The organism is Streptomyces sp. LMG1-1-1.1, from assembly GCF_040815545.1.
Lineage (GTDB): Bacteria > Actinomycetota > Actinomycetes > Streptomycetales > Streptomycetaceae > Streptomyces.
The window spans coordinates 58,093-84,844 of sequence record NZ_JBFPNH010000038.1; the positions used below are offsets into that span (position 1 = coordinate 58,093).

The window sequence follows — 26,752 nt, forward strand, 5'->3', positions numbered from 1 at the left end:
CCCGAACTGCTGCACTCCTGAAGGTAGGAGCGCTGGGGATCCGCCTGAAGTGACCGTGGGTACGGGTAGGCAGACGCTCTCGGTAGGCAGAGGAGACGCCATGGCCAATCAGCGGCAACGAACCCTGACCGGGAGTCAGGGAAGGTCGCCCCGGGCACGGAGCGGCGTCATCTCCGGCTACGTTTTCCGGATCATCCGCGAGCAGTTGGGCCACGGCCAGGAGACGATCGCCGAGGAGTTCCGCGTCTCAGTCGACACGATCGCGGGATGGGAGTCCGGGCGGCGCTCACTCACCGCGGTTCCTGTCGGGCAGATGCTCGTCCATCGCCACCGGCTTATGAAGCTGGGTGCCTCCCCTGCTCTGCTGCTCGCCCTCGAACGCGCCTTGGAAGCTGACGTGCTGCTCGCTGGAGCCCTCGACGACGGCGTGCCCGACGACGCGAACCCTCTCGGTGCGTGGGTGATGCAACGCGACCTGGTGGAGGTGCTCACCTGGCCGCTGAGTGGTGTCGCCCCAACCCCCTTACGCGATTTGCCCGCGCCGCGCCACGCCCGGCGGGGGCCTGTGCCCGCAGGACCTGAGCTCGCCACTGGTGACCGGCCGCGGTTCTTCTCTCGGATGCGTAGGACAGTGGAACGGGCCCGGGATCCTGGGCTGTTCCTGCTCCGCCGACAAGCCCTCTACCTCGCTGGCTACGACGATGCGCCAGACACTACGGATTGGCTGGCCGCTCACCAGGCCGATGTCCGGCCTTCAGACTGGCTCTCCGGCTGGCTCAACGCTCGGTCTGTTGCCGCCGTTGCCGCACGTCAGGGTGACCGCGACAGGATGGGCCACTTCATCGACCAGACCCTCGATGGAGACGATGCTGGCGAGGCCGCGAACCTGGCCTACTGGGCCTACTGGATCGGCGAGACGCCGCACCTCCAGCTCTCGGACGACTTCATCACCTCCACCCCGATAGGCGCCTGCGCCGGACCCAAGCTGCTCGACCACCTGGTGCGCGGCCTCACCCCGGAACACGGCTTCTTCGACCTGAACGTCCACAGCCTCTGGGCACTCCTGGCAGTCCGACCCGCGCTGCTGCGGTCGTCTACCGAAGCCAGCCGCACCCTGCGCCAGCAGCTCCCCGTGGTGTTGGATGGCCGGGAGCTGTCGGGGCGCGCGCGCCGCGAGCTCGAAGGTATCCGGTACGCGATCCGCCTCGCCGAGGCGTGAGAGGAGACGGACGGTGGCAGAAGACCTGTCCGCAGTGGCTCACTTCCTGTACGAGGCGGGAACCCTGAAGAACTCCCGACGCACCGGGTGGTGGATGGCCGGCGTCCGCGACCCTGAAAGCATTGCCGAGCATTCCTGGCGCACCTCACTCATCGCGTCGTTGATCGCCAAGCTTGAAGGGGCCGACCCTGGACGAGCCGCACTGCTCGCGGTGTGGCACGACACCCAGGAGGCACGTACTGGAGACGTCAACTACCTGGGGAAGAAGTACGCGGGCAGCGCTGATCCACGGCAAGTGACCGCAGACCAAACGGCCGGAATGCCCGAGGTCCTTGCGTCGGCAGTGCGCGAGGTCGTTGCGGAGTACGAGAGCAAGGAATCGCTCGAAGCCATCTGCGCTCGGGACGCTGACAAGCTGGAATGCATGCTGCAGGGCCTTGAGTACAAGGCTCAGGGCTACCAGGGCGCCCAACGGTGGATCGACAACAGCCGAGGGCGGCTGACCACCGAGACCGGTCAGCGGCTGGCGGAGGAGCTTCTGGCGCATGACCCGTTGGACTGGCTTCGGTCAACCCTCGGCGAGAACTGACCACCCGTCGCCGCGATCGTGACAATTGCCGACCGGTCCCGCCGTGTCCAGCACCATGCGGCATCACCCACTCAGCCCCAGCCAGGACTTTTAATCCATCGGTTGTGGGTTCGAGTCCCGCACGGCCTACGCAGGGGGGAAGATCCTTCGCCCGCCGAAGCGCCCCGCGCGGTTTCGGCCGGGTGGGGCGCTTCGTGTTTCGCGGGGGAGGGATGGGGTTACTCGGGGCGGCGGTAGGTGCAGACGTTGACGCCGAGGGGGCTGGTGACGGTGGAGACGAGTTCGAGGGTGCGGAGGGTGCCGTCCGTGGGGAAGATCGACTTGCCGCCGCCGACGAGCACCGGCATGACGATGAGCCGGAGTTCGTCCACGAGGTCTTCGGCGAGGAGGGCGCGGACGAGGGCGGCGCTGCCCATGACGAGGAGGTCGCCGCCGGGGGCCCCGCGGAGTTCGCGGAGGCGGGCGAGGGCCTTGTCGCCGGGGATGAGGGTGGTGTTGTTCCAGCGGAGGTCGGCCTCGGCGAGGGTGCCGGAGACGACGTACTTCGGGATGGAGTTCATCCGGTCGGCGAAGGGGTCTCCGGCCCGCGCCGGCCAGGCGCCCGCCATCGTCTGCCAGGTGCGGCGGCCGAAGAGCAGGGCCTCCGCCTGTTCGGCGGCCTCGGCGAAGGTGCCGCCGACGACCTCCGGATCGAAGAAGGGGCCGGTCCAGCCGCCGTGGGCGAATCCGCCGTCGGTGTCCTCCTTGGGGCCGCCGGGGCCCTGGACGATGCCGTCGAGGCTCATGAACTCGGTGATGACGATGCGCATGGGACCTGCTCCTGTGGTTCGTCGGCCGCTGTGCCGGGGGTACGGCAGTAGAGACGGCACCGCCGTCCGGAAATCATCGCCCTTCGAAGATCTTTTTCCTGCGAACGGCTCTTCCCGGGGCGCGAGGTGAGGCAGCGTGGGCGAGTCTGGACGGTGGAGCGCCGGGCACGGAGCGTGGAGGTGGGCCGGTGACGGCGACGGAGAACGGGTCAGGGGATCCGAGGGGCCACGGGGACCCGATGGCCCGGGCCCGGCTGATGGCCCGGTGCGCGCTGATCGCCGCGGTGGCCGGCGTCGTCCTGCTGCTCACGGGACTGGGCGCCGGCGGCCTGCTGGTCCTCGTGATCGGTCTCGCGGGGATCGTCGGGGCCGTCGTGGGCATCTGGTGGTTCCTCGCCCACCGCGGGCCGCTGCGGCTGCTCGGCGCGGTGCTCGCCGTAGGCGCGCCCATCGCGGTCCTGGTCCTGTACTTCACCTTCGGCCTGTGGCTGACCGTGCTCCTCGCCTCCGGCCTGTGGGCGGTGGCGCTGTTCTGCGCGCGGATGGCCCTGCGCCGTCCCGAGCACGGGGCCGGGGTGGGCACGCCGACGGTCCGGGTGCGGGGTGAGCGGCGGCCGCGCCCCCGCCGGCCCGTCCTGATCATGAACCCGAAGTCCGGCGGCGGGAAGGTCGGCCGCTTCGGGCTCGTGGAGCGGGCGGAGAAGCTGGGCGCCCGGGTGATCCTGATCGACCCGTCCGTCGAGACGGACGTCGCCGCGCTCGCCCGCGATGCCGTCGCCGACGGTGCCGACCTGCTCGGGGTGGCCGGCGGCGACGGCACCCAGGCGCTGGTCGCGGCGGTGGCCGCCGAGCACGACCTGCCGTTCCTCGTCGTCTCGGCCGGCACCCGCAACCACTTCGCCCTCGACCTGGGGCTCGACCGCGAGGACCCGTCGACCTGCCTCGACGCCCTCGTCCACGGCGAGGAGCTCCGGGTCGACCTGGGCTCGGTCTCCGGCCGTGCCTTCGTCAACACGGTCTCCTTCGGGGTATACGCGGACGTCGTCCAGCGCCCCGAGTACCGCGACGCGAAGGCCGGCACCGCCCTCGACGCCCTGCCCGACCTGCTCCAGGGCGGTCAGGGCCCCGGCCTCGACGCGGTCGCCGACGACAGCCGCCTCATCGCCCAGCAGGCGATCCTCGTCAGCAACAACCCGTACGCCGCCCCCGACCCGTTCGGCGCCGCCGCCGCCACCAGACCGCGGCTCGACGGGGGCGAACTCGGCGTGATCGGCGTCCGCGTGACCACCGCCGCGGAAGCCGCCGGGCTCGCGGTGTGGGGGACGCAGGCGACCGGCCTGAACGTCCTGACGGCCCGTAGGGTCGAGGTCACGGGCGCCGCCACCCGGTCCGCGTCCGGCAACGGCGCCGGCCCGGGCAGCGGCGGCGGCACCATCGCCGTCGCCGTCGACGGCGAGGCGCTCATCCTGCCCACCCCGGTCGTCTGCACCCTCCGGCCCCGCGCCCTGCGGGTCCTGGTGCCGCGCGACCGGCCGGGCTCCGTCCCGCCCCCGCCGCGCCTCGACTGGCGGCGGATCAACGAGCTCGCGTTCCACAGTTCACCCGGAACCACCCGAAGGAACAGCACATGACCACGACGACGAAGAACGGTCCGTTCAGGGACGTCCTCGGAGACCTCCGCGCGGTCGACGGCGCCGTGTACGCCGCCGTGGCCGCGACGCCCACGCCGGCGCTCGACATGCGGCTGCGCGTGCTCTCCAGGACGGCCGACCACTCGAAGATCTCGTTCATGGTGGCGGCGGCGCTCGCCCTCGTGCCGGGCCGTCCGCGCCGGGCGGCGCTCGCCGGTGTCGGGGCGATCGGGCTGGCCTCGGCCTCCGCCAATCTGCTGGGCAAGCGGCTGGTCCGCCGGGCGCGGCCGGACCGCGAGGCGGCCCGGGTGGAGGTGAGCCGTCACGTCCCCATGCCCGACTCGGCGTCGTTCCCGTCCGGGCACACCGCGTCGGCCGTCGCCTTCGCCACCGCCGTCGGGGTGGTGCTGCCGGTCGCCGCGGCGCCCCTCGGGATCCTCGCCGGGGCGGTGGGCTACTCCCGGGTGCACACCGGGGTCCACTACCCGGGCGACGTCGTCGCGGGCGCGGTCCTCGGCGTCGTGAGCGCCGCCGTCGCCGTGACGATCGAAGCCTCCTTGACGGCGGCCGTTAAGGCGAAGTGAGCGCCCGTCGGGAGGGCCCGCCCGCCCGGTGACCCTTCGGGCGGCGGGGCCGGCTCCACCGGCGGGTGGGCACCCCCTACGGCCTCGTACGCGGGTGGGCACCCCCTACGGCCTCGTACGCGGGTGGGCACCCCCTACGGCTTCGTACGGGCGTGCCCACCCACGGGCCGGCCGGTCTCAGTAGGCGGCGCCGGCCAGTTCCTCGTCGGTGAGGCCGAGGGAGGACAGGCGCTCGGGGTCCGCGAGGACCTGGAGGCCGACGATGCGGTCGCCGGCGATCGTGAACGACATGAGCGCGGCCGGGCGTCCGTCGACGACCGAGAGGAAGGCCGGCGAGCCGTTGACGACGACCGGCAGCGACGCCTGACGGAACTTGGCGTACATGAGGGCCTGCGAGATGACGGCCTCGGCGCCGCGCACCAGCTTGGAGGCGCCCGCGAGGATGCGGCCGCCGTCGGCGCGGAGGACGACGTCCGGGTCGAGGACGGCGAGGAGGCCCTCGAAGTCGCCGCCGTTCGCGGCGGCGAGGAAGGCGTCGGCGATCTCGCGCTGGCGCCGGGCGTCCGGGCCGGGGGCGGGGGTGGCGTCCTGGACCCGGCGGCGGGCGCGGCTGGCGAGCTGGCGGGTGGCGGCCGGGGTGCGGTCCACGATCTGCGCGATCTCGTCGAAGGAGACGGCGAACATGTCGTGCAGGACGAACGCGAGGCGTTCGGCCGGCGACAGGGTCTCCAGGACGACGAGGAGGGCGAGGCCGACGGACTCGGTGAGTTCGGCGGCGTGCTCCGGGTCGGTGGTGTCGGCGACCCGGACCACCGGGTCGGGGAGGTAGTACTCCAGCGGGTCCTCGCGGCGCGAGCCGCGCGAGCGCAGCATGTCCAGACAGACGCGGCCGACGACGGTGGTCAGCCAGCCGCTGAGGTTCTCCACCGCGCTGACGTCGGCGCGGCTCAACTTGAACCACGCCTCCTGGACGGCGTCCTCGGCCTCGCTCAGCGATCCCAGCATCCGGTAGGCCACCGCCCGCAGGTGGTTCCGGTCGGCCTCGAAGCGCCGGGCCAGGAGTTCCTTGTCGGCCGTCCCGGCCCGGAACTCCCCGTCGGCACGTTCCTTCTCGGCGTCCACTCGTCGATCTCCCCCTTCGCGTCCCGTCATGCCTTCATGACGGATGAAACCCTGCCTATGTGACACGAGCCGAGGGGGTCCGGGTGGCATGTGTCGTTCCGGCACGTGAGATCCCCGCCGCCTCGTGGCGAACGCCAGGGATTCCCCGGCCGAAGCCCGCGAGCGCCGTGAATCCCCACTTCAGCTCGATGATCATCGTCCGTAGATTCATCACCATGACGACGACAACGACGCAGGTCAACCCCGTTCTCCGCACCCCGCCGGCCTCCCCCGCCGCCGCTGCCGCGTACTTCTCCGCGAGCCTCGCCTTCCACGCCGACGTCTCCGACGTGGCCTCCGTGCTCGCGACCTCGGCGGCCGACGGCACCGACCCGGGCTTCGTGGTGATCGACTCGCGCTCGACGGCGTCCTGGGACCAGGGGCACGTCCCGGGTGCGATCCACCTGCCGACCGCGCTCATCCCCGAGCAGGCCGAGCAGCTGCTCGACCGGTCCGTGCCGGTCGTCACGTACTGCTGGGGCCCCGGCTGCAACGGCGCCACCCGCGCCGCGCTGGCCCTCGCCGAGCTGGGCTTCCAGGTGAAGGAGATGCTCGGCGGCTTCGAGTACTGGGTGCGCGAGGGCTTCGCGTACGAGACCTGGGAGGGGCCCGCGGAGAAGGCCGCGGACCCCCTGACGGCGCCGGTCGATTCCGACGACTGCGGGTGCTGACGCAAAGCGATTTCGTGATCGCCCCGGTCATGCCGTACAGTCGTGTTTACCGACGCGGGGTGGAGCAGCTCGGTAGCTCGCTGGGCTCATAACCCAGAGGTCGCAGGTTCAAATCCTGTCCCCGCTACTCAGTAGCAGCGAAGACCCGGATCCTTCTGGATCCGGGTCTTCGTCGTTTTCCCCTGCGTCTCCGTCGAGTGCCCCTCTCGGGCGTTCGTGTCGCGGATTTCTCCGCTTGACCTTGCCGCAGCGTCAAGATCTAGCGTTTCCGTATGGAGTGGTCGATCCAAGAGGTCGCCAAGAAGGCCGGCACCACCAGCCGCACCCTCCGCCATTACGGGGAGCGCGGACTGCTGGAGCCGAGCCGGATCGGCGCGAACGGTTACCGGTACTACGACCAGCGGGCGCTGGTGCGACTCCAGCGCATCCTGCTGCTGCGGGAGCTGGGGCTGTCGCTGCCGGCCATCGCCGAGGTCCTCGCGGGCGAGCGGGACACGTCCGCCGCCCTGCGGACCCATCTCGCCCTGCTGGAGCAGGAGCGCGAGCGCATCGGACGTCAGATCGCGTCCGTGCGGACCACTCTCCACAAGACCGAGAACGGAGGAGAACTCATGGTCGACGAAGTGTTCGACGGCTTCGACCACACGGTGCACGAGCAGGAGGTCACCGAGCGCTGGGGCCGCGACGCGTACGCGCGGGGCGACCGCTGGTGGCGCTCGCTCGACGCCGCGCAGAAGAAGGCGTTCATGGACGAACAGGCCGGCATCGCCCGCGACTTCGGGCAGGCGGCCCGGGACGGCCTGGCCGCCGACAGCGACGAGGTGCAGGCCATCGCACGGCGCCAGATCACCTGGCTGTCCGCCACCACGACACCGAGCAGGGAGTACGTGATCGGCCTCGGCCGGATGTACGTCGACGACCCCCGCTTCACCGCCAACTACGACAAGCACGGCGAGGGCACCGCGCTCCTCGTCCGGGACGCGATGAGGGTCTACGCGGAGCGGAACCTCTAGATCACGCGGTTCCGGCGGAAGTAAGCGGAAGTAAGCGGAAGTAAACGGTGGCCAAAACCGTGCCCGCCTCTTTGCGGGCGTGCGGTGCCCCACCGTAGTGTCGCGCACACCATGAGTGACCGGCGTGTGAGCGATCTGCGTGAGGTGAGCCGGCGGGCGCCCGCCGTGCTCGTGCTCCTCGCGCTCCTCGCCCTCCTCGGGAGCGTCTGCCACGGCTCCCAGGGCCACCTGCTGCCGACCTCCGGCACGGCGACCGTCTCCGCGCCCGAACTGCCGCACGGGTGCGAGCGGCCCGGGGACGCGTGGTCCTTCGACGCCCATCTCCCCGCGCAGGCCGCGGCCTCGCAGCTCGCGGCGCCGGAGGCCGACGGAGCCGTACCCCTGTCGTACGAAGCGGACCTCCGCACCGATCCCCGCGCGCGCTGCGTCCGGGGCCGGGCGGGGCCGGGGCCCGAGCCGGGCCGTCTGCTGATCGCCCTCGGAGTGGACCGGAACTGAGCCGGGTCCCGCCCTCGCGTGACCAGGTTCCCTTTCGCGTACCCACCTCAAGGACGTACCCCCATGAGCGCACCACTGACGACCCTGCCCGTCCAGGGGCAGACCGTCGGCAACACCCCCGTCCTCTGGACGGACGACGGCTACTGGGCCAAGCTCGAAGGCTTCAACTTCGGCGGCATCAAGGACCGGGCCGCCCTCTACATGGTCGAGCAGGCCCGCCGCCGGGGCGAGCTGCGGCCCGGCGCCCCGATCGTCGAGTCGACCTCGGGGACGCTCGGCCTCGGCCTGGCGCTCGCCGGCGTGCTCCACGGGCATCCGGTGCACGTGGTCACCGATCCCGGCCTCGAACCGATCGTCGAGCGGATGCTCGTCGCCCACGGCGCCCGGGTGCACGTCGTGCGCGAGCCGAGCGCGCACGGCGGCTGGCAGCAGGCCCGGATGGACCGGGTCGCCGAGCTCCTCGTGAGCCTGGACGGGGCCTGGTGGCCCGACCAGTACGGGAACCCCGACAACCCCGACGCGTACGCCGGGCTGGCCGCCGAACTGTCCGGGCAGCTCGACCGGATCGACGTCCTCGTGTGCGCGGTCGGCACCGGCGGCCACTCGGCCGGGATCTCCCGGGCCCTGCGCGCCGGCGGCAGCCCCGCCCTCGAGCTGGTCGGCGTGGACTCCGTCGACTCCACCGTCTTCGGCCTGCCGGCCGGGAACCGGCTGATGCGCGGCCTGGGTTCCTCGATCCACCCGGGGAACGTGGACCACGGCGCCTTCGACGAGGTCCACTGGGTGGGCCCGGCGGAGGCCGTACGGGCGGCCCGCCGCCTGGCCTCGCGCCAGTTCGCGACGGGCGGCTGGAGTGTCGGCGCGGTCGCGCTGGTCGCCGGCTGGCTGGCCAGGACCCGGCCGCGCGGGACCCGGATCGCGGCGGTCTTCCCCGACGGGCCGCAGCGGTACTTCGACACCGTCTTCAACGACGAGTACTGCGCCGCGCACGGCCTCCTCGACGGCCCGGTGCGCGAGGACCCCGCCGCGTACGAGGCCGGGGTGCGGGTGGACGGCTGGACCCGCAAGGTGCTGGAGCGCGTCCGTTGACCACCGCGAACACGGCCGCGCCCGCCCGGGCCAAGGGGGGTGTCTGGCGGCAGAGCCGCACCTTCGACCCGGCCGTACGGCTCCTCTTCCTCAACCAGCTCACCATCAACCTCGGCTTCTACATGCTGATGCCGTACCTGGCCGCGCACCTCGCGGACGGGCTCGGGATGGCGGCCTGGGCGGTCGGGCTCGTCCTGGGCGCCCGGAACCTCTCCCAGCAGGGCATGTTCCTGGTCGGCGGGGCGCTCGCCGACCGGCTCGGCTTCAAGCCGCTCATCGTGGCCGGCTGCGCGCTGCGGACGGTCGGCTTCGGGGCGCTCGCCTTCGCCCAGTCGCTGCCGATGCTGATCGCCGCCTCCCTCGCGACCGGGCTGGCGGGGGCGCTGTTCAACCCCGCCGTACGGGCCTGTCTCGCGGCGGAGGCGGGCGAGGAGCGGCGGGTGGAGGCCTTCGCGCTCTTCAACGTGTACTACCAGGCGGGCATCCTGCTCGGGCCGCTCGTCGGGGTGGCCCTGACGGGGGTGTCGTTCCGGCTGACGTGCGTGGTGGCGGCGGTGCTGTTCGCCGGCCTGACCCTCGTACAACTCCGGCACCTTCCCGTACGGGCGTCCCGCGCGCCCCGGGAGGAGGGGGAGCGGGGGCAGTTCCGTACGGTCCTCTCGCACCGGACCTTCTGGTTCTTCTCGCTGGCCATGACCGGCTCGTACGTCCTGTCCTTCCAGGTCTACCTGGCGCTGCCGCTCGCGGCGGACGGCACGGGGCTCACGACGGCGCTGTTCGTCGTCTCGGCGCTGGTCGCGCTCGCCGGGCAGCTGCGGATCACGGCCTGGTGCCGGCGCCGGCTGAGCCGGGAGCGGTGCCTCGTCCTCGGGCTCGCCCTGATGGGCGGGGCGTTCCTCGCCCCGGCGGCGCTGGGCCGGGGCGCGGTCGGGCTGCTGCTGTGCGCGGCCGTCCTCGCCGTCGCGAACGCGGTGCTCTACCCCTACGAGATGGACACCGTCGTCGCTCTGTCCCGGGGGCGGTGGGTCGCCACCCACTACGGGCTCTACAACACCGTGTGCGGGGTCGGCATCACCCTCGGGAACCTGGGCACGGGCGCGCTCCTCGACGTCACCGGCTGGTCGGCGGCGCCGTGGCTCGGCCTGTGCGCGGTGGGCCTGGTGTGCGCGGCGGCGATGGCCCTGCTGGCCCGCGGCGGACGGCTCGCCGAGGGGGCGACCGGGGGCTGACCGGGCCGCCGCTCCGGTGGCCCGAGGGGGCCGACGGGGCTGCCGGCGTGACGGGGCCACGGCGCCGGGGGGCTACGCCACTCGGCCCCGTGGGAGTCGCCCTCCGGGGTCGCGGCGGCCAACCTGGGAGGGCGCGGTGCGGACCGCGGCCGGGCGGACCGGGCAGGAGAGCACAGGTGGGGCACCCCCAAGGAGTGGCGGGCGGCGGGCGTCGGCGCGGCGAGGGCCGCCCCGCGTACGGCGGCGCCCGGCGCTTCATCCGTGCGCTGCCCCCGCTGGTGATCATGGGCGGTGTCGTCTTCGACGTGCAGACACCGCCCGCGTACACGGCGGCGCCCCTGTTCTCCGCCGCCCCGCTGATCGCCGCGCCCTTCTTCTCCATGGTCACCACCCTGGTCACCGGGATCGCCGCCGTCCTCGCCTCCTACGGGCTGCACGTCTACAACGGCACCGCCGGCGACGTCCCGGCCCTCACCGAGACGCTGACCGTCGTCACCGTCTCCGCGCTCGCCCTCCTCATCAACCGGGTCGTGCGCCGCAGCGGCGAGCGGCTCGCCTCGGCGCGGGTCATCGCGGAGACCGCGCAGAAGGCGGTGCTGCCGACGCCCGCGGAGCGGATCGGCGGGCTCCAGTGCGCGGCGCGGTACGAGGCGGCGCAGGCGGACGCGTTCATCGGCGGCGACCTGTTCGCCGTCCAGGACACCCCGCACGGGGTGCGGCTGGTGGTCGGGGACGTCCGGGGCAAGGGGATGGACGCGGTCGAGGCCGTCGCCGTCGTCATCGGGGCCTTCCGGGAGGCGGCCGAACAGGAACGGACCCTGGAGGGCGTGGCGCAGCGCCTCGAACGGGCGCTGGCCCGCGAGGGCACCCGCCGGCACGGGCTCGACGCCTTCGAGGGGTTCACCACCGCGGTCCTCGCCGAGATCCCGCGCACCGACGGCAGCGGCACGTTCGGCGGGTTCGTACGGGTCGTGAACCGCGGGCACCCGCCTCCGCTGATGCTCTACGCGGACGGGCGGCTCGACCTCATGGAGCCGGGCGAGGCGGCGCTGCCGCTCGGCATGGGGGACCTGGCGGCCTGGCCGGACCGGGCCGAGGCGCGGCCGTATCCGCCGGGCGCGACCCTGCTCCTCTACACCGACGGCCTCTCGGAGGCGCGGAACGCGGAGGGCGTCTTCTACGATCCGGCCGAGCGGCTCGCCGGCCGGATCTTCCCGGGGCCGGAGGAGCTGCTCGACGCGCTCGTGGACGACGTACGCCTCCACACGGGCGGCGGTTCGACGGACGACATGGCGCTGCTCGCGGTGAGCCGGCCGGCGGCGGGGCAGCCGGAGCGGCGCCGGACCATGCCGGTGGTGCCGCCGGGCGACCATGGTGACCAGGCGTAGTCGAAGGATCTCCCTGCGATAACAATTGACTTAACGTCAGATCGCCGGGGTTTGCGGCCGTGTTTCTGAAGGGGGCTCAACTCGGACCATTCCCCCCCATTTCAATGAATGATCAAGAGGAACGGCTTGGAATCGGGACCCCCTGTCTATTAACGTTCGATAACGCAGCGCGGTCGTTTCAGCCGTCGCAAGAGGCGGCACCGTGCGCACGCGCCGAATCCTGAAAAGGAACCGGGGAACCACCACTTGGGGTGAATCGGGCCCATCGCACCTGTGCGACCGTGCCCGTAGGAGACCTTCCTGCTCCGAACCCGTCAGCTAACCCGGTAGGCGAGAAGGAAGGAAAGGAGCGCCCCTCCGTGGCGTCCAACACCCCCGCACCCGAAGCCCCCTTCGATGCCTTCGGTGGCGGTGCGGGTCCCGCCGCCCCGGACACCGAGTGGAATCCCACCGAGGACTCCCTCCGCGCGCAGAGCCGCTCCGGCGGCCGCCACCGGGTCGTCAAGCAGCGCTCCAACTTCGCCCGCTCCTCCACCGTCCTCGGCGTCGGCGTGATCGCCGCCGTCGGCGCGGGCGGCCTCGCCACCGCGCAGGAGAAGCCGCCGGTCGCGATCTCGCTCCCCGACCTCCCGGACATCGACCTCCCGGACGCCCACGACCTTCCCGGCGTCGGCGCCCTCCTCCCCGGCGAGGACAGCGAGCCCGTCAGCGCGGCCCGCGCCAACCCGAACCCGCTCACCGCCGCCACCTACACCACGGCGGCCGACGCGCAGACCGACGCGACCGACCGGACCGCGTCCGGCGCCGACGCGGGCGAGGCCCTGCGCGCCCGCATCCTCCAGCAGGCCGAGCAGCAGCAGGCCTCCGCCGACGCCGCCGACAAGGCCGCCGCGGAGAAGCTGGCCGCCGAGAAGGCCGCCGCCGAGGCCGTGGCCAAGGAGGCGGAGGCCGAGAAGGCGGCCGCCGAGGCCAAGGCGAAGGCCGAGGCGGAGGCGAAGGCCAAGGCCGAGGCGGAAGCCGCCGCGAAGGCGGAGGCCGAGCGCCTCGCCAAGCTCGCCGCGAGCTACTCGCTGCCCGTCTCCTCGTACACCCTCACCGCCTCCTACATGCAGTCCGGCTCGATGTGGTCCTCCGGCTACCACACCGGCCTCGACTTCGCCGCGCCCACGGGCACCCCGCTCAAGGCCGTCCACGGCGCCACCGTGAAGTCCGCGGGCTGGTCCGGTTCCTACGGCTACCGGATCGTCCTGGAGCTCGCCGACGGCACCGAGGTCTGGTACTGCCACCTCTCGTCCATGACGGTCTCCGCCGGTCAGACCGTGGGCACCGGCGAGACCATCGGCCGCGTCGGCGCCACCGGCAACGTCACCGGCGCCCACCTCCACATGGAGGTCCACACCGCCGGCGGCGACGGCATCGACCCGGCGCAGTGGCTCCGCTCCAAGGGCCTGACGGTCTGAGACCGTCCCGGGGCGCTCGCACGGAATAGGCCCGGCGGCCGGCGGGGTTGATCGACACATGACCTCTCTCCGCCCGCTGGGCAGCTCCGACCTGCACGTCTTCCCGCTCGCCCTGGGCGGCAACGTCTTCGGCTGGACCGCCGACGAGGCCCAGTCCTTCGCCGTCCTCGACGCCTACGCCGCCGCCGGCGGCAACTTCGTCGACTCCGCCGACGTGTACTCCGCGTGGGCCGAGGGCAACGAGGGCGGCGAGTCCGAGACCGTCATCGGCCGCTGGCTCGCCTCCCGCGGCAACCGCGACGACGTCGTCGTCGCCACCAAGGTCGGCGCCCACCCCCACTTCAAGGGGCTCTCCGCCTCCACCATCAAGGGCGCCGCGGAGGAGTCGCTGCGCCGCCTCGGCACCGACCGCATCGACCTCTACTACACGCACTTCGACGACGAGACCGTCCCCGTCGAGGAGATCGTCACCGCCCTCGACCAGCTGGTGAAGGACGGCAAGGTGCGCGCCGTCGCCGCCTCCAACATCTCGCCGGAGCGGCTGCGCGCCTCCCTCGACTTCGCCGAGGCCGAGGGCCTCACCCGGTACGTGGCCCTCCAGCCGCACTACAACCTGGTCTCCCGCGCGACCTACGAGGGCCCGCTCCTGGCCACCGCCGAGCAGGGCGGGCTCGCCGCCGTCCCGTACTACGGCCTCGCGTCCGGCTTCCTCACCGGCAAGTACCGCCCCGGCGCCACCGTCGACAGCGTCCGCGCCGCCGGCGCCGGCGGGCACCTCGACACCGAGCGCGGCCGGGCCGTCCTCTCCGCCCTCGACGCCGTCGCCGAGGCCCACGGCGCCGAGCTCGCCACCGTCGCCCTCGCCTGGCTCGCCTCCCGCCCCACCGTCGTCGCGCCGATCGCCTCGGCCCGTACGGTCGAACAGCTCCCCGCCCTGGTCGCGTCGGCCGACCTGACCCTCACCGAGGCCGAACTCACCCTGCTCACGGAGGCGTCCGCGGGCTGACCGGGGGCGTGCTTGGGGCGGTCTCGGGGCGTGCTCGGGGCGCTCTCGGGCCGGGCTCGGGGCGTGCTCGGGGCGGCCTTCGCCGGGCAGGCCCGGGCGTCCGCCGGTCGCCTCCGGCCCCGGCCCGGTCATCGCCGGCCCGGCCCGGTCGTCACCGGCCGGGTCTCCGACTTCTCCGGCTAGCTCCGGTACGGGTTGTAGCCGCCGTAGTCCAGGTACTGCGGCGGCGCCCACACCCGGCCCGTCGCACGCGCCGCGTACGTCAGGGAGGGCGAGGCGACGTCGCGGCGCTGCCACAGGTGGTGCAGCAGCTCCTGCTCGCGGGCCGGGAAGTCGGGTCCGGCCGTGCCGCGCTTGGCCCGGTTCCGGAGGAACGCGAGGGTCGTCGCGAAGGACTCGTACTCGCCGACGGCCCGCGCGGCCGCCGGGCCGTACGTCCGGCCGGCGAAGGAGCGGGCCACCTGGCGGGCGCGCATCGAGGAGAGCGCGAGCGGCTCGGCGGGGGAGAGCCAGCCGGCCGCCGCGTACGCCGGGAGCTCGCCGGATATCGTGCGCAGCTCGCGCTGCCGGCTCCACACCGCGAGCCAGGTCAGCAGGCCGAAGGCGGGGACCATGAGCGCCAGGTACACCGCGTAGAAGGCCAGCGGGCCACCGAAGGTGGCCGAGCCGTTCCAGGCGGCGTGCAGGCCCATGGCGAGCAGCAGCCCGGCGAGCGGCAGCAGCACCTGGCGGAGGCGCTTCCCGCGCGGGGCGAGGGCCGCGAAGCCGAAACCGATGCCGGTGACCACGGTGAACAGCGGGTGGGCGAACGGCGACATGACGACCCGGACGAAGAACGTCCCCGCGGTGACCATGCCGATGCCGGTGGCGCCGACCTCCTGGTCCTCGCCGAAGGCGTTCCCCAGGTAGAGGATGTTCTCGGTGAAGGCGAAGCCGGTCGCGGTGAAGCCGGCGAAGACGACCCCGTCGACCAGGCCGCCGAAGTGCCGCCGGCGGAACAGGAAGAGCAGCAGGATCGCGGCGGCCTTCGCGCTCTCCTCCACCACGGGCGCGATGACGGTGGCCCCGAGGTTGTCGGCCGAGTCCGGATCGGCCGTGGCCGTCGCGATCCAGCGGACCGCGAACGAGTTCGCCAGGATCGCGACCAGCGCGGCGGCGAACGCTCCCCAGGCGAAGGCGAAGAGCAGGTTCTTCCAGGGCCCCGGCTCCACCCGGTCGAGCCAGCGGAACGCGGCCATCAGCAGCGGTACGGGAAGCACGGCGAGGCCCAGGCCGACGAGGAAGCCCTGGGTGCCGGTCTGTTCGCGGACCAGCGCCAGGATCACCAGCGCGCACAGCGCGAGCAGCACGACGACGGCGACGGCCCGGACCAGCCGGCTGCGCCAGAAATCGCGGCGTGGTCGGTAGCGCCACTGGGACCGGTCGGCGGCGGCCGGGAACGCCGGCTCGTCCGTGTCCCGGTGGGGGACGGGCGCGGTGTCCTCGGGGAGCCGGTCGGCGGGAGCGGGATTCGACACGTGAGCGACCCTAACCACCCCCACCGACACCGGGCGACGGGGTTACGAACCCGGGACCGGCTTCAGGCCGTGAGGGCGGGGGCCGGCCTTGCGTGCACGGGACGGCTTTGCGGGCGCGGGACCGCCCTACGCGCGCGGGACCCGCCGGAAGAGCAGGTCGTGCACGACGTGGCCCTTGTCGAGGCCCTGGCCCTCGAAGCGCGTGACGGGCCGGAAATCGGGACGGGGCGCGAAGCCGCCGTCCGGCCGGGTGTTCTCGAAGTCGGGGTGCGCGGAGAGGACCTCCAGCATCTGCTCGGCGTACGACTCCCAGTCGGTGGCGCAGTGGAGTACGCCGCCGGGCTTGAGCCGGGTCGCGAGGAGGCTGAGGAACTCGGGCTGGATCAGCCGCCGCTTGTGGTGCCTGGCCTTGGGCCACGGGTCCGGGAAGTAGACCCGGCAGCCGTCGAGGGAGTCCGTCGCGAGCATCTCGCGGAGCAGGATGATCGCGTCGCCGTTGGCGACCCGCACGTTCGTCAGGCCGTTGCGGTCCGCGAGTCCGAGCAGATTGCCCTGGCCGGGCGTGTGCACGTCCACGGCCAGGATGCCCGTGCCGGGGTCGGCCGCCGCCATCTGCGCCGTCGCCTCGCCCATCCCGAAGCCGATCTCCAGGACGACCGGGAGCCCGTCGAACATCTCGCCCAGGTCGAGGACGCTCTTGCCGTCGATGTCGAGGCCCCAGTCCGGCCACCTCTTCAGCATCGCCTCCGCCTGGCCGTACGTGACCCTGCTCCGGCGCGGTTGGAAACTCCGGATCCGCCGCTCGTGATGCGCCCCGGCCGGATCGGGCATCGGCCCCTCACCGGGGGCGAACATCCGGCTGCCCCGCCGCGCGACGGGCTGGACGGGGTCGGCGACGGGCTGCGAGGCGTTCTCAGGAAGCTCAGACACAATGCCCCCGATTCTACGGCCCACCCCCCGCCACCCCCGTGGTGGGCAATCGTCCGCCAGGGGCGGAACGGGTGGGCACAACGGACGGCGCCCCCAGCCGGCCAAGGCGCCCGCGCCCCCCAGCCGGGCCAAGGCGCCCGCGCCCCTACGAGTGTCCGGCAGGTCCCGCCCGGCTCGCGGAGCTACAGCTGCGCCAGCACCCGTGTCGCGACCTCCCGGCCGATCGGCAACGACGCCGTCGCCGCGGGCGAAGGCGCGTTCAGGACGTGGACCGTCCGCGCCGCCTCCCGGAAGAGGAAGTCGTCGACGAGGGTCCCGTCCCGCAGGACCGCCTGCGCCCGCACGCCGGGAGCCGCCCGCCGGAGGTCGGACTCCTCGACGATCGGCAGCAGCCGCCGGACCGCCTCGGTGAAGGCCCGCTTGGAGACCGAGCGGTGCAGTTCGCCCGCGCCGTACCGCCAGTGGGCGCGGGCGATGGACCAGGAGCCGGGCCAGGCGAGGGTGCCGGCCAGTTCGCGGGGCCGGACGACGGACCAGCCGTAGCCCTCGCGGGCGAGCGCCGGCACCGCGTTGGGCCCGATGTGGACGCCGCCGTCGATGCCCCGGGTGAGGTGGACGCCGAGGAAGGGGAACGCGGGGTCGGGGACGGGGTAGACCAGGCCCCGCACGAGGGAGGGGTCCGTGAGTTCGTAGTACTCCCCACGGAAGGGGACGATCCGCATGCCGGGGTCGTCGCCCGCGAGGCGCGCGATCCGGTCGCAGTGGAGCCCGGCGCAGTTGACGAGGACGCGGGCCCGGACGATCCGGCCGTCCGCCGTGCGGACGGCGACGCCCCAGGGGCGCCGGTCGATCGCGACGACCTCGGCGCCACGGACGATCCGGGCTCCGGAGGCCTCGGCGAGGCGGGCCGACACCGCGCCGTAGTCGCAGATGCCGGTCGTGCCGACGTGGATCGCGGCGAGGCCCCTGACCCGGGGCTCGTACTCGCTGATCTGGGTGGGGCCGAGCTCGCGCACGGGGATGCCGTTCTCCCGGCCGCGCTGCACGAGCGCGTGCAGCCGGGGCAGCTCCTCACGCGTGGTGGCGACGATGAGCTTCCCCGTCACCTCGTGCGGAATGCCCCACTCTGCACAGAACTTGACCATTTCGGCCGCGCCCGAGACCGCGAAGCGGGCCTTGAGCGAGCCGGGCCGGTAGTAGATCCCGCTGTGGATCACCCCGCTGTTACGCCCGGTCTGGTGGCGCGCGAGGCCGTGCTCCTTCTCCAGAACCGTGACCCGGGTGCCGGGGGCGGCACGCGTCAGCGCGTACGCCGTCGACAGACCGACGATTCCTCCGCCGATCACCAGTACGTCACAGTCAAACACCAGCGCCACCTCCCACCCCCGATAGTGCACTGGCCCACTGACAACGCCGCTAAACGCCCACCTCGTGGGACGCTCGTCACGCCGGTGAGACGAGGAGGGGCCTGGCCCGCTCCCGCAGCTCCACGACGCGCGGCTCGTCCCCGTACGGTTCGAGCCGGTGCAGCAGGTCCCGAACGTACTCCGTGGTCCGCGCCGACGAGATCCGCCCCGCCACCTCCACCGCGAGCGTGCCCGCCGCGCAGGCCGCGTCGAGGTTGCCCGACTCCAGCTCGGCGACGGCCGAGACGACGAGCCGCAGCCCGTGCGAGCGGACGAACTCCTCGGTGGGACGGGACAGCGCCTGCTCGGTGAAGCGGCGCACCTCGCGGGGCGCCTTCAGGTCCCGGTAGCACTCGGCCGCGTCGGCGCAGAACCGGTCGTACGAGTAGAAGCCGAGCCAGGTCGGGTCGGCGTCGCCCGCCCGGGACCGCTCCAGCCACCCCTCGGCGGACTTGAGCGCGCCCGCGGCGGCGACCCCGTCACCGGCCTTGGCGTGCGCGCGTGCCTCGACGAGCCGGAAGAAGGACATGGTGCGGGCGGTGGCGAGGCCGCGGTTGCGTTCGAGGGCGGCCTGGGCGAGGTCGACGCCCTCGTCGGCGAAGCCCCGGTAGGTGGCCTGGAGGGACATGGAGGCGAGGACGTATCCGCCGAGGGGCACGTCCGCGGCGGCGCGGGCGAGCCGCAGCGCCTGGATGTAGTAGCGCTGGGCGGCCTCCTGCTGCCCGGTGTCGAAGGCCATCCAGCCCGCCAGGCGGGTCAGCTCGGCGGTCGCGCCGAACAGGGCCCGGCCGACCTCGTCCGAGTACGAGCCGAGCAGCAGCGGTGCCGCGTCCACGCGTAAGCACTCGGGGACCATGGAGGAGCGCCAGTCCCCGCCGCCGTACTTGGAGTCCCAGCGACGCGCGTCCTCGGCCGCCTCGCGGAGCTTCGCGACGTCGCTGTGGCCCACGCGCGCGTGCTCCGGTGCCGCCGCCGCGGCGGGGCCCGCGACCGGACGCGGAGCCTCCCGCTCGACCGACGGGTCGGCGGGGGTTATCAGCCAGCGGGAGGTCGGGGTCGCGTACGCGCTGACCGCGAACGACCCGGCGAGCGACTGCCAGATGCCGCCGCCGGCCCGGCGCCCCGCGAGGTCCAGCCGGTACAGGTCGGTGGCGGAGCGGACCGCCTCGCCCACGTCGCGCGGGAAGGCGAGCCCGACCTCGGGCGCCGGGTCGGCGTCCGCGAGCCCGATCTCGTGCAGCGGCACGGGCCTGCCGAGCTTCTGCCCGATCGCGGCGGCGATCAGGTGCGGGGCGGCGCCCTGCGGCACCATTCCCTTGGACACCCACCGGGCGACCGAGGTCTTGTCGTAACGAAGCGTCAGTCCCCGCTGCGCCCCGAGGTCGTTGACGCGCCGGGCGAGCCCGGCGTTGCTGATTCCCGCGAGGGCGAGAACCGTGCCGAGCTTTTCGTTCGGCCCGCGTTGCTCCCTGGACATCACGCCACCCCTCGACAACCCAGACGGCCGCCACGACGCCGGGCATAGGCGTGCGGCATTCGTAAACACAGCGTAGTTCGCCGCATCCCTACCGTTAAGGGGCGGTGTTCCGTATGGCGAGATTGTTGTGTGACCGGTCGCCGGCGGGGGCCGCGGGCCCGGCTCGTGCTCCCGCCGTGTGGCCGTGCGCCCGGCCGTGCGCTCTCGTCCGGCCGGAGGGCGGCCGCTTCCATGAGTAGCGCGTGGGTCGGCCCACTCGGCCGGGAACGGTGTCCCGGACCAGTGGGCTGGGGGACACCGCCGCCCCATTCCCCGCGGGCGGCGGACGGCGCCGGGAGGCGGGAGCGCCTCCCGGACTGCCGGACGCCCGCGTGACGAAAAACAGCCCGGTAGCGTTCCAAACCCACCGGGCACGGTCGATATTTGGCCGAATGACGCCTGTGTGCCGTCGGTGTCCAACTGGCCCATGCCAGGGGCGCATTCGGCTTTCGTACGCGTGCACCCGGACTCCGCCCCGTGCGCCGTTGTCGTGGCAGCATGTCTCCCACCGAAACGGATGTGGAGGCGCCGATGCGATGGCTGGTGGGCTGGAGCAGTGTCGCCGCGAACGTCGCAACGACCGCCGGAGCGCGCTCGGGAGCGGTGAACGGCGGATACGACGCCGACTTCCCCTCCTCCTCCGGCTACGGCTCCGACCGGGCGGCCGAGGGGCGCGCGGTGCAGCCGGTGGGCGCCCAACTCCTGTGGAGCGGCGCCGATCCGCTGTGGGCGGTCGGCGACTGGCGGCCCGACGAGGTGCGCGTGGTGGCCGTCGACGACCACACCCGCCTCGCCGTCCTCGGCTGCTGCGCCGCGAGCGACGAGGAACTCCGGATCGGCCTGCTCACCGCGCGCGGGGGCGCACTGCGGCACCTCACGGCATGGCCCGGCAGCTACACGGCCGTCGTCCGGGCCGGCCGCCGCGTCACCGTCACCGGCGACCTCGTCGGCGCCCGGCCCGTCTTCCACACCCCGTGGGCCGGCGGCACCGCGTTCGCCACCGCCGCCCTGCCGCTCGCCGACCTCGTCGAGGCCCAGCTCGACATCGGCCACCTGGCCGCCCTCCTCGCCTGCCCCGAGACCCCGGAGGCGCTGCGCGACTCCACCCCGTACGAGGGCGTCCGGCGGGTCCCGCCCGGCCACGCGCTGATCCTGCGGGAGGGCTCACGGGAGATCGCCGGGTACGAGCAGGTCGCCTCGCTCGCGGTCGCGGCGCCCGAAGGCGACCCCCGGCAGGCCGTCGAAGGGGTACGGGACGCCCTCGTCGAGGCCGTACGCGCCCGGCTCACCGCCCCCCGGCACGCCCCCGAGGTCCCGCTGCCCGACCCGGGGCCGGTCCCCGGCATGGGACCCGCCGACCGGCGCGCTGCCCGGGGCGCCGGCCCCGCCCCCGGCATCGGCGCCGACCTGTCCGGCGGCAGCGCCTCCGGCACCCTCGCGCTCCTCGCCGCCGGTCTCCCCGGCGTGCCCGGCACGATCGTCGGGCACGGCACGGGCGCGGGGGAGCGGCTGCTCGCCGTCACCTTCAACGACCTGGCCACGCGCGCGGGTGCCGGCCGCGAGGACGAGCTGAAGCGGGCCAGGGAGCTCGCCGCCGACCCGCGCCTGCACCACGTCGTCGTCGCGGCGGGCGAGGAGGCGCTGCCGTACGCCGCCCTGGACGGGCCGCTCACCGACGAGCCGGGGCCCGCGCTCGTCACGGCCGAACGGCACCGGCGGCGGCTCGCGGGCGGCAGCGCCGACCACTTCACGGGGATGGGCGCCAAGCAGGTCCTCGACGCGCACCCGGCACGCCTCGCCGACCTCCTCATGGACCGCAGGCGCCGCTCCCTGGTGCGTCCCGTGACGGCGCTCGCCAAGGCCTCGGGCCCGTCCGCCGGGTCCTTCCTGGTGCCGCTGACCGTCTACCGGGCGGCACGGAAACTGGCCCGCACCCCGTACCGGACGGGCCTGGAGACGGCCGCCCGGCGCGTCCTGGAGGCCAACCGCACGGCCCCGGACGGCTTCGGCCCCCTGGAGGCCTCGCTGTCCGCGCTCACCTGGTCGCGGCCGGGGCCCGCGGCCCGCTGGCTGACGGGGGAGGCACTGGCGGAAGTATCGGTTCGCCTGAACCGCGCGGCGACGCTCCCCGCCGCCGTGCAGCGCCCGGGCGAGGCACGCGCGCGTGCCGCCCTCGTCCGGGCCGCGGCCGACCACCGCGTCCTGGAGCAGGCCGCGGAGATCCGGGGCCAGCGACTGCACGCCCCCTTCCTCGACAACCAGGTCGTCCGCGCCTGCCGCGCCCTCCCCGAATCGCTCCGGGTCCAGCCGGACGCCCGCGCCGGCGTCCTGCGCACGGTCCTCTCCGGCGCCGGGATCCACGACCTGCCCCCGGGCTGGGGCGCCCCGCACCCCGGCGTCCCCGCCGCCGCCGCCCGCGCGGGCCTGCGCGTCGCACTGCCCCAGCTCCTCGCCCTCTTCGACGCCCCCCTGCTCGCCGACGCCGGCCTCGTCGACGCCCGCGTCGTCCGCGAGGCCCTCCGCTCCGCCGCCGACGGCGCCCCCGTCCCCCTCGACGGCCTCGCCGACCTCGTCTCCACCGAACTCTGGCTCCGCCGCCTCCTCTCCCGTCGCGGCTCCTGCTGGACCAACACCACCGAGCCCCGCTCCCACCGCGCCGTCCAGGGCCCCCTGATCCCGGCCTCCCGCTCCCTCCCGGCCTGAGGAAAGGCCGGGCGCGCCCGCGGGCCCCCGCCTGGCCGTGCCCCCGGGACCCCGCCCCGCCGCGACCCGACCCTGGGACTCCGTCCCGGTGCACCCCCGAGCCCCGGCCGCCCGGGGGTGCACCGGGACTCCGAGGCCAATGCCCAGGCGTGACCCGCCCCCGAGCCCCCCGCCCCCGGCCCGCCCCCGAGCCCCCGCCCCGCCAAACCCCGAGGCGCACGGCCGTGCCACCGGCCACAATGAGCCGGTGCGGTATCTCATCCTCGGCACCACCGAGGCACTCCGGCCCGACGGCACCTCCCTCCCCCTGGGGGGCGCCCGCCTGCGCGCGCTCCTCGCGGCGCTGGCGCTGCGCGGTGGTCGGGCCGCGTCCGTCGGCGAGCTCGCCGACGACGTGTACGGGGACGACCCGCCGCTCGACACCCCCGCCGCGCTCCAGGCCCTGGTGGGCCGGCTCCGCCGGGTGCTCGGCAGAGAGGCCGTGGCCTCGACCCCCGGCCCCGGCTACCGGCTCGTCGCGGCCCCCGGCGACGTCGACCTGTACGTCTTCGAGGGCCGGGTCAGGGACGCGGGCGCGCGCCTCGACGCGGGCGACCCCGAGGCCGCCGCCGGCCTTCTCAGGGAGGCCCTCGGGCTGTTCCGGGGGCCCGCCCTCGCCGACCTCCCCGACCCGGCGGGCGTCCGGCCCGAGGCCCAGCGGCTCGCGGCCCTGCGCCAGCGCGTCGAGGCGGACCTGCGCCGGGGCGCCACCGACGGGCTCGTCCCGGAACTGTCCGAGCTGACGACCACGTATCCGTACGACGAGGCCTTCCGCGCCCATCTGATCCGCGCCCTGCGCGCCGAGGGCCGCCACGCCGACGCCCTCGCCGCGTACGAGTCCGCCCGCCGCACCCTCGCGGACGCCCTCGGCGCCGACCCGGGCCCCGAGCTCGCGGCCCTGCACCACGAACTCCTCGCCGGCACGACCCCGACCCCGCCCCCGACCCCGCCTCGTACGGGACCCTCCGCGGCCCCCGCGGACCCGACCTCGGCGACCGCCCCTTCCCGCACGGCCCCGCCCTCCGCGGCCCCGGCCGGCAACATCCGCCCCCGGCTCACCTCGTTCGTCGGCCGGGAGCCCGAGCTCGCCGCCCTCGACGCGGACCTGGGCCGCTCCCGGCTGGTCACGCTCACCGGCCCCGGCGGTTCGGGCAAGACGCGGCTCGCCGAGGAGGCCGCGCTGCGGGCCGTCGGACCGGAGGCGTGGATCGCCGAGCTGGCCCCGCTGGACGACCCGGAGGCACTGCCCGGCGCGGTCCTCTCCGCGCTCCGGCTCCGGGAGGTCAACCTGATCACCCGCGACGGCGCCCCGCTCCAGGACGACCCGGCCGCCCACCTCGTCGAGCACCTGGCCCGCCGCCCCCTGCTCCTCGTCCTCGACAACTGCGAGCACGTCGTCGACGCGGCCGCCGCCCTCGCGGAGACCCTGCTCACGCACTGCCCGCAGCTCCGGATCCTCGCCACCAGCCGCGAACCCCTCGGTGTCCCCGGCGAGTCGGTCCGCCCCGTCGAGCCGCTTCCGCCCGACCCGGCCCACCGGCTGTTCGCCGAACGGGCCCGCGCCGTGCGCCCGTCCTTCGACCCCGTCGCGGACGGCGGCGCGGTGGACGAGATCTGCCGCCGCCTCGACGGCCTGCCGCTCGCCATCGAACTGGCCGCCGCCCGCCTCCGGCTGCTCACCCCGCGCCAGATCGCCGACCGCCTCGACGACCGGTTCCGCCTCCTCACCTCCGGCTCCCGTACCGTCCTGCCCCGCCAGCAGACCCTGCGCGCCGTCGTCGACTGGTCCTGGGACCTGCTCGACCCGGACGAGCGCACCCTGCTCCGCCAGGTGTCGGTCTTCGCCGGCGGCTGGGACCTGGCCGCCGCCGAGGCGCTGTCCCCGCGCGCCGCCGACGCGCTGGGCGCCCTGGTCGACAAGTCCCTGGTGGTCGCCACCCCCGTCGACGGCGGCGAGATGCGCTACCGCCTCCTGGAGACCATCCACGAGTACGCCGCCGAGCGCGCCGCCGAGACCCCCGGCCTCCTCGCCGAGGCCGAGGCCGTCCACACCGCCCACTTCACGGCGCTCGCCGAGACCGCGGAGCCCCGGCTGCGCTCCGGGGAGCAGCTGCCCTGGATCGAGCGGATCGAGCGCGACCTCGACAACATCCGCGCCGCCTTCCACCGGGTCCTCGTCACCGCCCCGGACGAGGCTGCCGCCCTCCGCCTCGTCTTCGCCATGGGCTGGTTCTGGTGGCTGCGCAACTACCGTCCCGAGGGCCTGTCCTGGGTCGAGCGCGCGGTCGCGCTCGGCGAGGACCCGGACGACCCGGCCGATCCCCGTTTCTGGCCGCGCATGCACCTGCGGATGCTGTACTTCTTCCTCGCCGTGGAGAACCACGTCGCGTCCGAGTTCCGCGACGACCCCGAGGTCTCCGACCTGGTGCGGCGGGTGCGTTCCGCGTTCGGCACGGATCCCGGTCCCGAGGCCGCCCGGTTCCCCGGCCTGCTCTGGCCGTTCACCGCGTACCTCACCGAGGATCCGGCGACGGTCCGCGCCCTCCTCGACAGGGCCGTCGACAACTGCCGTCGCCACGGCGGCGACTGGGAGGTCGGCGTCACCCTGATGTTCCGTACGCACATGGTCGTCGACATGCCCGGCGACATGCCCGGCGTCGACGAGGACCTGGCCGAGCTCCGCGTCCTGGCCCGCCGGGTCGGCGACCGCTGGATGGGGGCGCAGATCGCGAGCGCGGCGGCCGAGGCCCACATGATGCGCGGCCGCCACGAGGAGGCCGGGGCGGCGTACGAGGAGGCCCTCCGGCTCGCCCGCGAGGTCGGCGCCCACGCCGAGAGCCCCTTCCTGCTGGCCCGTCTCGCCGAACTCTTCTACCACCGCGGTGACATGGAGGCCGCGAAGAAGGGCCTGGCGGAGGCCGAGGCAGAGGCCGAGCGGTACCACGTGCACGACACCCGGACGTTCGTCGGTTTCCTGCGCGCCGCCATCGCGCTCCACGAGGGCGACGTCGCGACGGCCCGCGTCCTCCTGGAGGAAGCGGGCCGGCTGGTCACCGCGGGGACCCCGCCGCCGCACTTCTCGGCCGCGGTCACGGGCCTCACCGCCCTGGTGGAGGCGCGCGAGGGCAGGAGCACCGAGGCCGTGGCCCACGCCGTGTCCGCGCTGCGTGCCGCCCGCGACGGCCAGTGCGCGAACCTCGTCCACGCGGCGCTCGGCGAGGGGCTCGCGGTCATCCTGGCCGAGGTGGGCGAACCGGCCCTCGCCGCGACCGTCCTGGCCGCCGTCGACGTCTGGCGCCTGGACATACCCCGCTCGGTGCCCCAGGCCAGGGACGCCGAGACGGTGGCCGCGAAGGGCCTCGCCGCGCTCGGCGCGTCCGGCCTCGCCGCCGCCCGCGCGGCCGGCGAGGGACTCGACGTCGACGCGGTCCTGTCCCTCGTCGGGACCCGCACGGGCGTGGACCCGGCGGGCGCGGGGGCGTCCGGGCCCGGCGGGGTCAGGAGCAGCTGATCCGGGAATCCGCCCAGTCGGCGACGGCGGCCCGCCCGAACGGCGTGTGCTCCTCGACGACGAGCCGGATCGTGCTGCGGCCGCTGATGTCGACGTGCACCGGAAGCGGCGGGTCGCCCGCCCGGACGACGTCGGAGCGCCAGAGCCGCTCGTCGTCGCCGTACACGGAGAAGCGGACGCCCCCGGCGCCGAGCAGGGCGCTCAGGTCGTCGATGCCGACGATCGCGTCGTAGCTCGTGCACTGCCGGTTGAGGGTGACGAGCAGCGAGGACGGCGCGTGGACGCTGACCCCGTGCGCGTACGGGGTGCCCCCGATGAAGAGGTTGCTCCGCTGCCACATCCAGCTGCTGTCCGAGAGGGACACCTCGGGCTTGGTGCCGTCGCCGAAGATCCCGTACTGCAGCTCGTCGACCCGGTAGACGGCCGGCGCCGCGGGCGGCGGCGACGGCGCGGGCTTCGGCGCGGGCTTCGCGGGCGGTGGCGGCGGGGTCGCCTTCGGACTGGGCGTCGGCTTCGGCTCGGGCTTCGGTGCGGGCTTCGGCGGCGGCGTCGGCTCGGGGGAGGGCTTCGCGGTCGTCGGCGCGGGCGCCGGCGGCTCGGACCGTACGGGCGGGGGCGGCGGTACGGGCCTGGGCGCGGCCTTCGGCGGCGGCGCGGGCTCCGACGGCACGATCGGCGTGACGACCGGCGGTACGGGCTTGGGCGCGGCCACCGGCTGCGGGTCCCCGGCCATCGCCCAGACGAGGCCGGCGGCCGCGGCGACCGCCATGGCCGCGGCGATGC

Annotated in this window: 21 protein-coding genes, 1 tRNA gene and 1 riboswitch; of the genes, 15 read left to right on the plus strand and 7 right to left on the minus strand. The window is 74.3% G+C overall.

What is annotated here, in order from left to right:
• The first annotated feature begins 100 nt into the window (after nucleotides 1-100).
• Nucleotides 101-1,219, plus strand: a complete 1,119-nt coding sequence (locus MRBLMG1_RS22525) for a helix-turn-helix domain-containing protein (RefSeq protein WP_367825898.1) — start codon at nucleotides 101-103, stop codon at nucleotides 1,217-1,219.
• 13 nt (nucleotides 1,220-1,232) lie between these two features.
• Complete coding sequence (locus MRBLMG1_RS22530) at nucleotides 1,233-1,808, plus strand: HD domain-containing protein (protein WP_367825899.1); 576 nt, start codon at nucleotides 1,233-1,235, stop codon at nucleotides 1,806-1,808.
• 218 nt (nucleotides 1,809-2,026) lie between these two features.
• On the opposite strand, the gene MRBLMG1_RS22535 is transcribed toward MRBLMG1_RS22530, so the two are convergent.
• On the minus strand, nucleotides 2,027-2,617 hold the full coding sequence (locus MRBLMG1_RS22535) for a dihydrofolate reductase family protein (protein WP_367825900.1): 591 nt from the start codon (nucleotides 2,615-2,617) through the stop codon (nucleotides 2,027-2,029).
• 239 nt (nucleotides 2,618-2,856) lie between these two features.
• Between MRBLMG1_RS22535 and MRBLMG1_RS22540 the strand changes: the two genes are divergently transcribed.
• Entirely contained in the window at nucleotides 2,857-4,248 is a 1,392-nt protein-coding gene (locus MRBLMG1_RS22540) for a diacylglycerol/lipid kinase family protein (protein ID WP_367825919.1), read from the plus strand.
• Complete coding sequence (locus tag MRBLMG1_RS22545) at nucleotides 4,245-4,832, plus strand: phosphatase PAP2 family protein (RefSeq protein WP_367825901.1); 588 nt, start codon at nucleotides 4,245-4,247, stop codon at nucleotides 4,830-4,832. Before MRBLMG1_RS22540 ends, MRBLMG1_RS22545 begins: the two co-directional genes overlap by 4 nt.
• Nucleotides 4,833-5,009: 177 nt before the next feature.
• On the opposite strand, the gene sigJ is transcribed toward MRBLMG1_RS22545, so the two are convergent.
• Entirely contained in the window at nucleotides 5,010-5,984 is a 975-nt protein-coding gene (gene sigJ / locus MRBLMG1_RS22550) for an RNA polymerase sigma factor SigJ (protein ID WP_367825902.1), read from the minus strand.
• A gap of 185 nt (nucleotides 5,985-6,169) precedes the next feature.
• On the opposite strand from sigJ, the gene MRBLMG1_RS22555 reads away from it, so the two are divergent.
• The 9 genes from MRBLMG1_RS22555 to MRBLMG1_RS22595 all read left to right on the plus strand — a co-directional run bounded on the left by MRBLMG1_RS22555 (nucleotide 6,170) and on the right by MRBLMG1_RS22595 (nucleotide 14,347).
• The gene (locus tag MRBLMG1_RS22555; protein ID WP_367825903.1) at nucleotides 6,170-6,664 is read left to right on the plus strand and encodes a rhodanese-like domain-containing protein; all 495 of its coding nucleotides are present in this window, start codon (nucleotides 6,170-6,172) and stop codon (nucleotides 6,662-6,664) included.
• A 53-nt stretch (nucleotides 6,665-6,717) separates the two neighbouring features.
• A tRNA-Met gene (locus MRBLMG1_RS22560) sits at nucleotides 6,718-6,791 on the plus strand.
• A 145-nt stretch (nucleotides 6,792-6,936) separates the two neighbouring features.
• Nucleotides 6,937-7,677: a MerR family transcriptional regulator gene (locus MRBLMG1_RS22565; RefSeq protein WP_367825904.1), complete on the plus strand. Its 741-nt coding sequence runs from the start codon at nucleotides 6,937-6,939 to the stop codon at nucleotides 7,675-7,677.
• A gap of 111 nt (nucleotides 7,678-7,788) precedes the next feature.
• A complete protein-coding gene (locus MRBLMG1_RS22570; protein WP_367825905.1) occupies nucleotides 7,789-8,175 on the plus strand; it encodes a hypothetical protein in 387 nt (128 codons plus the stop codon).
• A gap of 63 nt (nucleotides 8,176-8,238) precedes the next feature.
• Complete coding sequence (locus MRBLMG1_RS22575; protein ID WP_367825906.1) at nucleotides 8,239-9,264, plus strand: PLP-dependent cysteine synthase family protein; 1,026 nt, start codon at nucleotides 8,239-8,241, stop codon at nucleotides 9,262-9,264.
• The gene (locus MRBLMG1_RS22580) at nucleotides 9,261-10,493 is read left to right on the plus strand and encodes an MFS transporter (RefSeq protein WP_367825907.1); all 1,233 of its coding nucleotides are present in this window, start codon (nucleotides 9,261-9,263) and stop codon (nucleotides 10,491-10,493) included. Before MRBLMG1_RS22575 ends, MRBLMG1_RS22580 begins: the two co-directional genes overlap by 4 nt.
• Nucleotides 10,494-10,669: 176 nt before the next feature.
• Nucleotides 10,670-11,881, plus strand: coding sequence for a PP2C family protein-serine/threonine phosphatase (locus MRBLMG1_RS22585; protein ID WP_367825908.1), 1,212 nt, complete (start codon nucleotides 10,670-10,672; stop codon nucleotides 11,879-11,881).
• A gap of 201 nt (nucleotides 11,882-12,082) precedes the next feature.
• Nucleotides 12,083-12,229, plus strand: a riboswitch (cyclic di-AMP (ydaO/yuaA leader).
• Between the two features lie 11 nt (nucleotides 12,230-12,240).
• Entirely contained in the window at nucleotides 12,241-13,341 is a 1,101-nt protein-coding gene (locus MRBLMG1_RS22590; RefSeq protein WP_367825909.1) for a M23 family metallopeptidase, read from the plus strand.
• A gap of 58 nt (nucleotides 13,342-13,399) precedes the next feature.
• A complete protein-coding gene (locus MRBLMG1_RS22595; protein WP_367825910.1) occupies nucleotides 13,400-14,347 on the plus strand; it encodes an aldo/keto reductase in 948 nt (315 codons plus the stop codon).
• A 179-nt stretch (nucleotides 14,348-14,526) separates the two neighbouring features.
• On the opposite strand, the gene MRBLMG1_RS22600 is transcribed toward MRBLMG1_RS22595, so the two are convergent.
• The 4 genes from MRBLMG1_RS22600 to MRBLMG1_RS22615 all read right to left on the minus strand — a co-directional run bounded on the left by MRBLMG1_RS22600 (nucleotide 14,527) and on the right by MRBLMG1_RS22615 (nucleotide 19,677).
• On the minus strand, nucleotides 14,527-15,864 hold the full coding sequence (locus MRBLMG1_RS22600; protein ID WP_367825911.1) for a PrsW family intramembrane metalloprotease: 1,338 nt from the start codon (nucleotides 15,862-15,864) through the stop codon (nucleotides 14,527-14,529).
• A 126-nt stretch (nucleotides 15,865-15,990) separates the two neighbouring features.
• Nucleotides 15,991-16,719, minus strand: a complete 729-nt coding sequence (trmB, locus tag MRBLMG1_RS22605) for a tRNA (guanosine(46)-N7)-methyltransferase TrmB (RefSeq protein WP_367825920.1) — start codon at nucleotides 16,717-16,719, stop codon at nucleotides 15,991-15,993.
• A gap of 257 nt (nucleotides 16,720-16,976) precedes the next feature.
• Nucleotides 16,977-18,161, minus strand: coding sequence for an L-2-hydroxyglutarate oxidase (gene lhgO / locus MRBLMG1_RS22610; protein ID WP_367825912.1), 1,185 nt, complete (start codon nucleotides 18,159-18,161; stop codon nucleotides 16,977-16,979).
• Between the two features lie 76 nt (nucleotides 18,162-18,237).
• Nucleotides 18,238-19,677, minus strand: coding sequence for an MFS transporter (locus tag MRBLMG1_RS22615; protein WP_367825913.1), 1,440 nt, complete (start codon nucleotides 19,675-19,677; stop codon nucleotides 18,238-18,240).
• A gap of 570 nt (nucleotides 19,678-20,247) precedes the next feature.
• Here MRBLMG1_RS22615 and MRBLMG1_RS22620 point away from each other — a divergent pair.
• On the plus strand, nucleotides 20,248-22,419 hold the full coding sequence (locus MRBLMG1_RS22620) for an asparagine synthase-related protein (RefSeq protein ID WP_367825921.1): 2,172 nt from the start codon (nucleotides 20,248-20,250) through the stop codon (nucleotides 22,417-22,419).
• A gap of 247 nt (nucleotides 22,420-22,666) precedes the next feature.
• Nucleotides 22,667-25,969 (plus strand): ATP-binding protein, encoded by a 3,303-nt coding sequence (locus MRBLMG1_RS22625; RefSeq protein WP_367825914.1) that lies wholly within the window; start codon nucleotides 22,667-22,669, stop codon nucleotides 25,967-25,969.
• Here the strand turns inward: MRBLMG1_RS22625 and MRBLMG1_RS22630 are convergent.
• Nucleotides 25,956-26,752, minus strand: a 797-nt coding sequence (locus MRBLMG1_RS22630) for an NPCBM/NEW2 domain-containing protein (RefSeq protein ID WP_367825915.1), incomplete at its 5' end; no start/stop codon positions are given. The genes MRBLMG1_RS22625 and MRBLMG1_RS22630 overlap by 14 nt on opposite strands.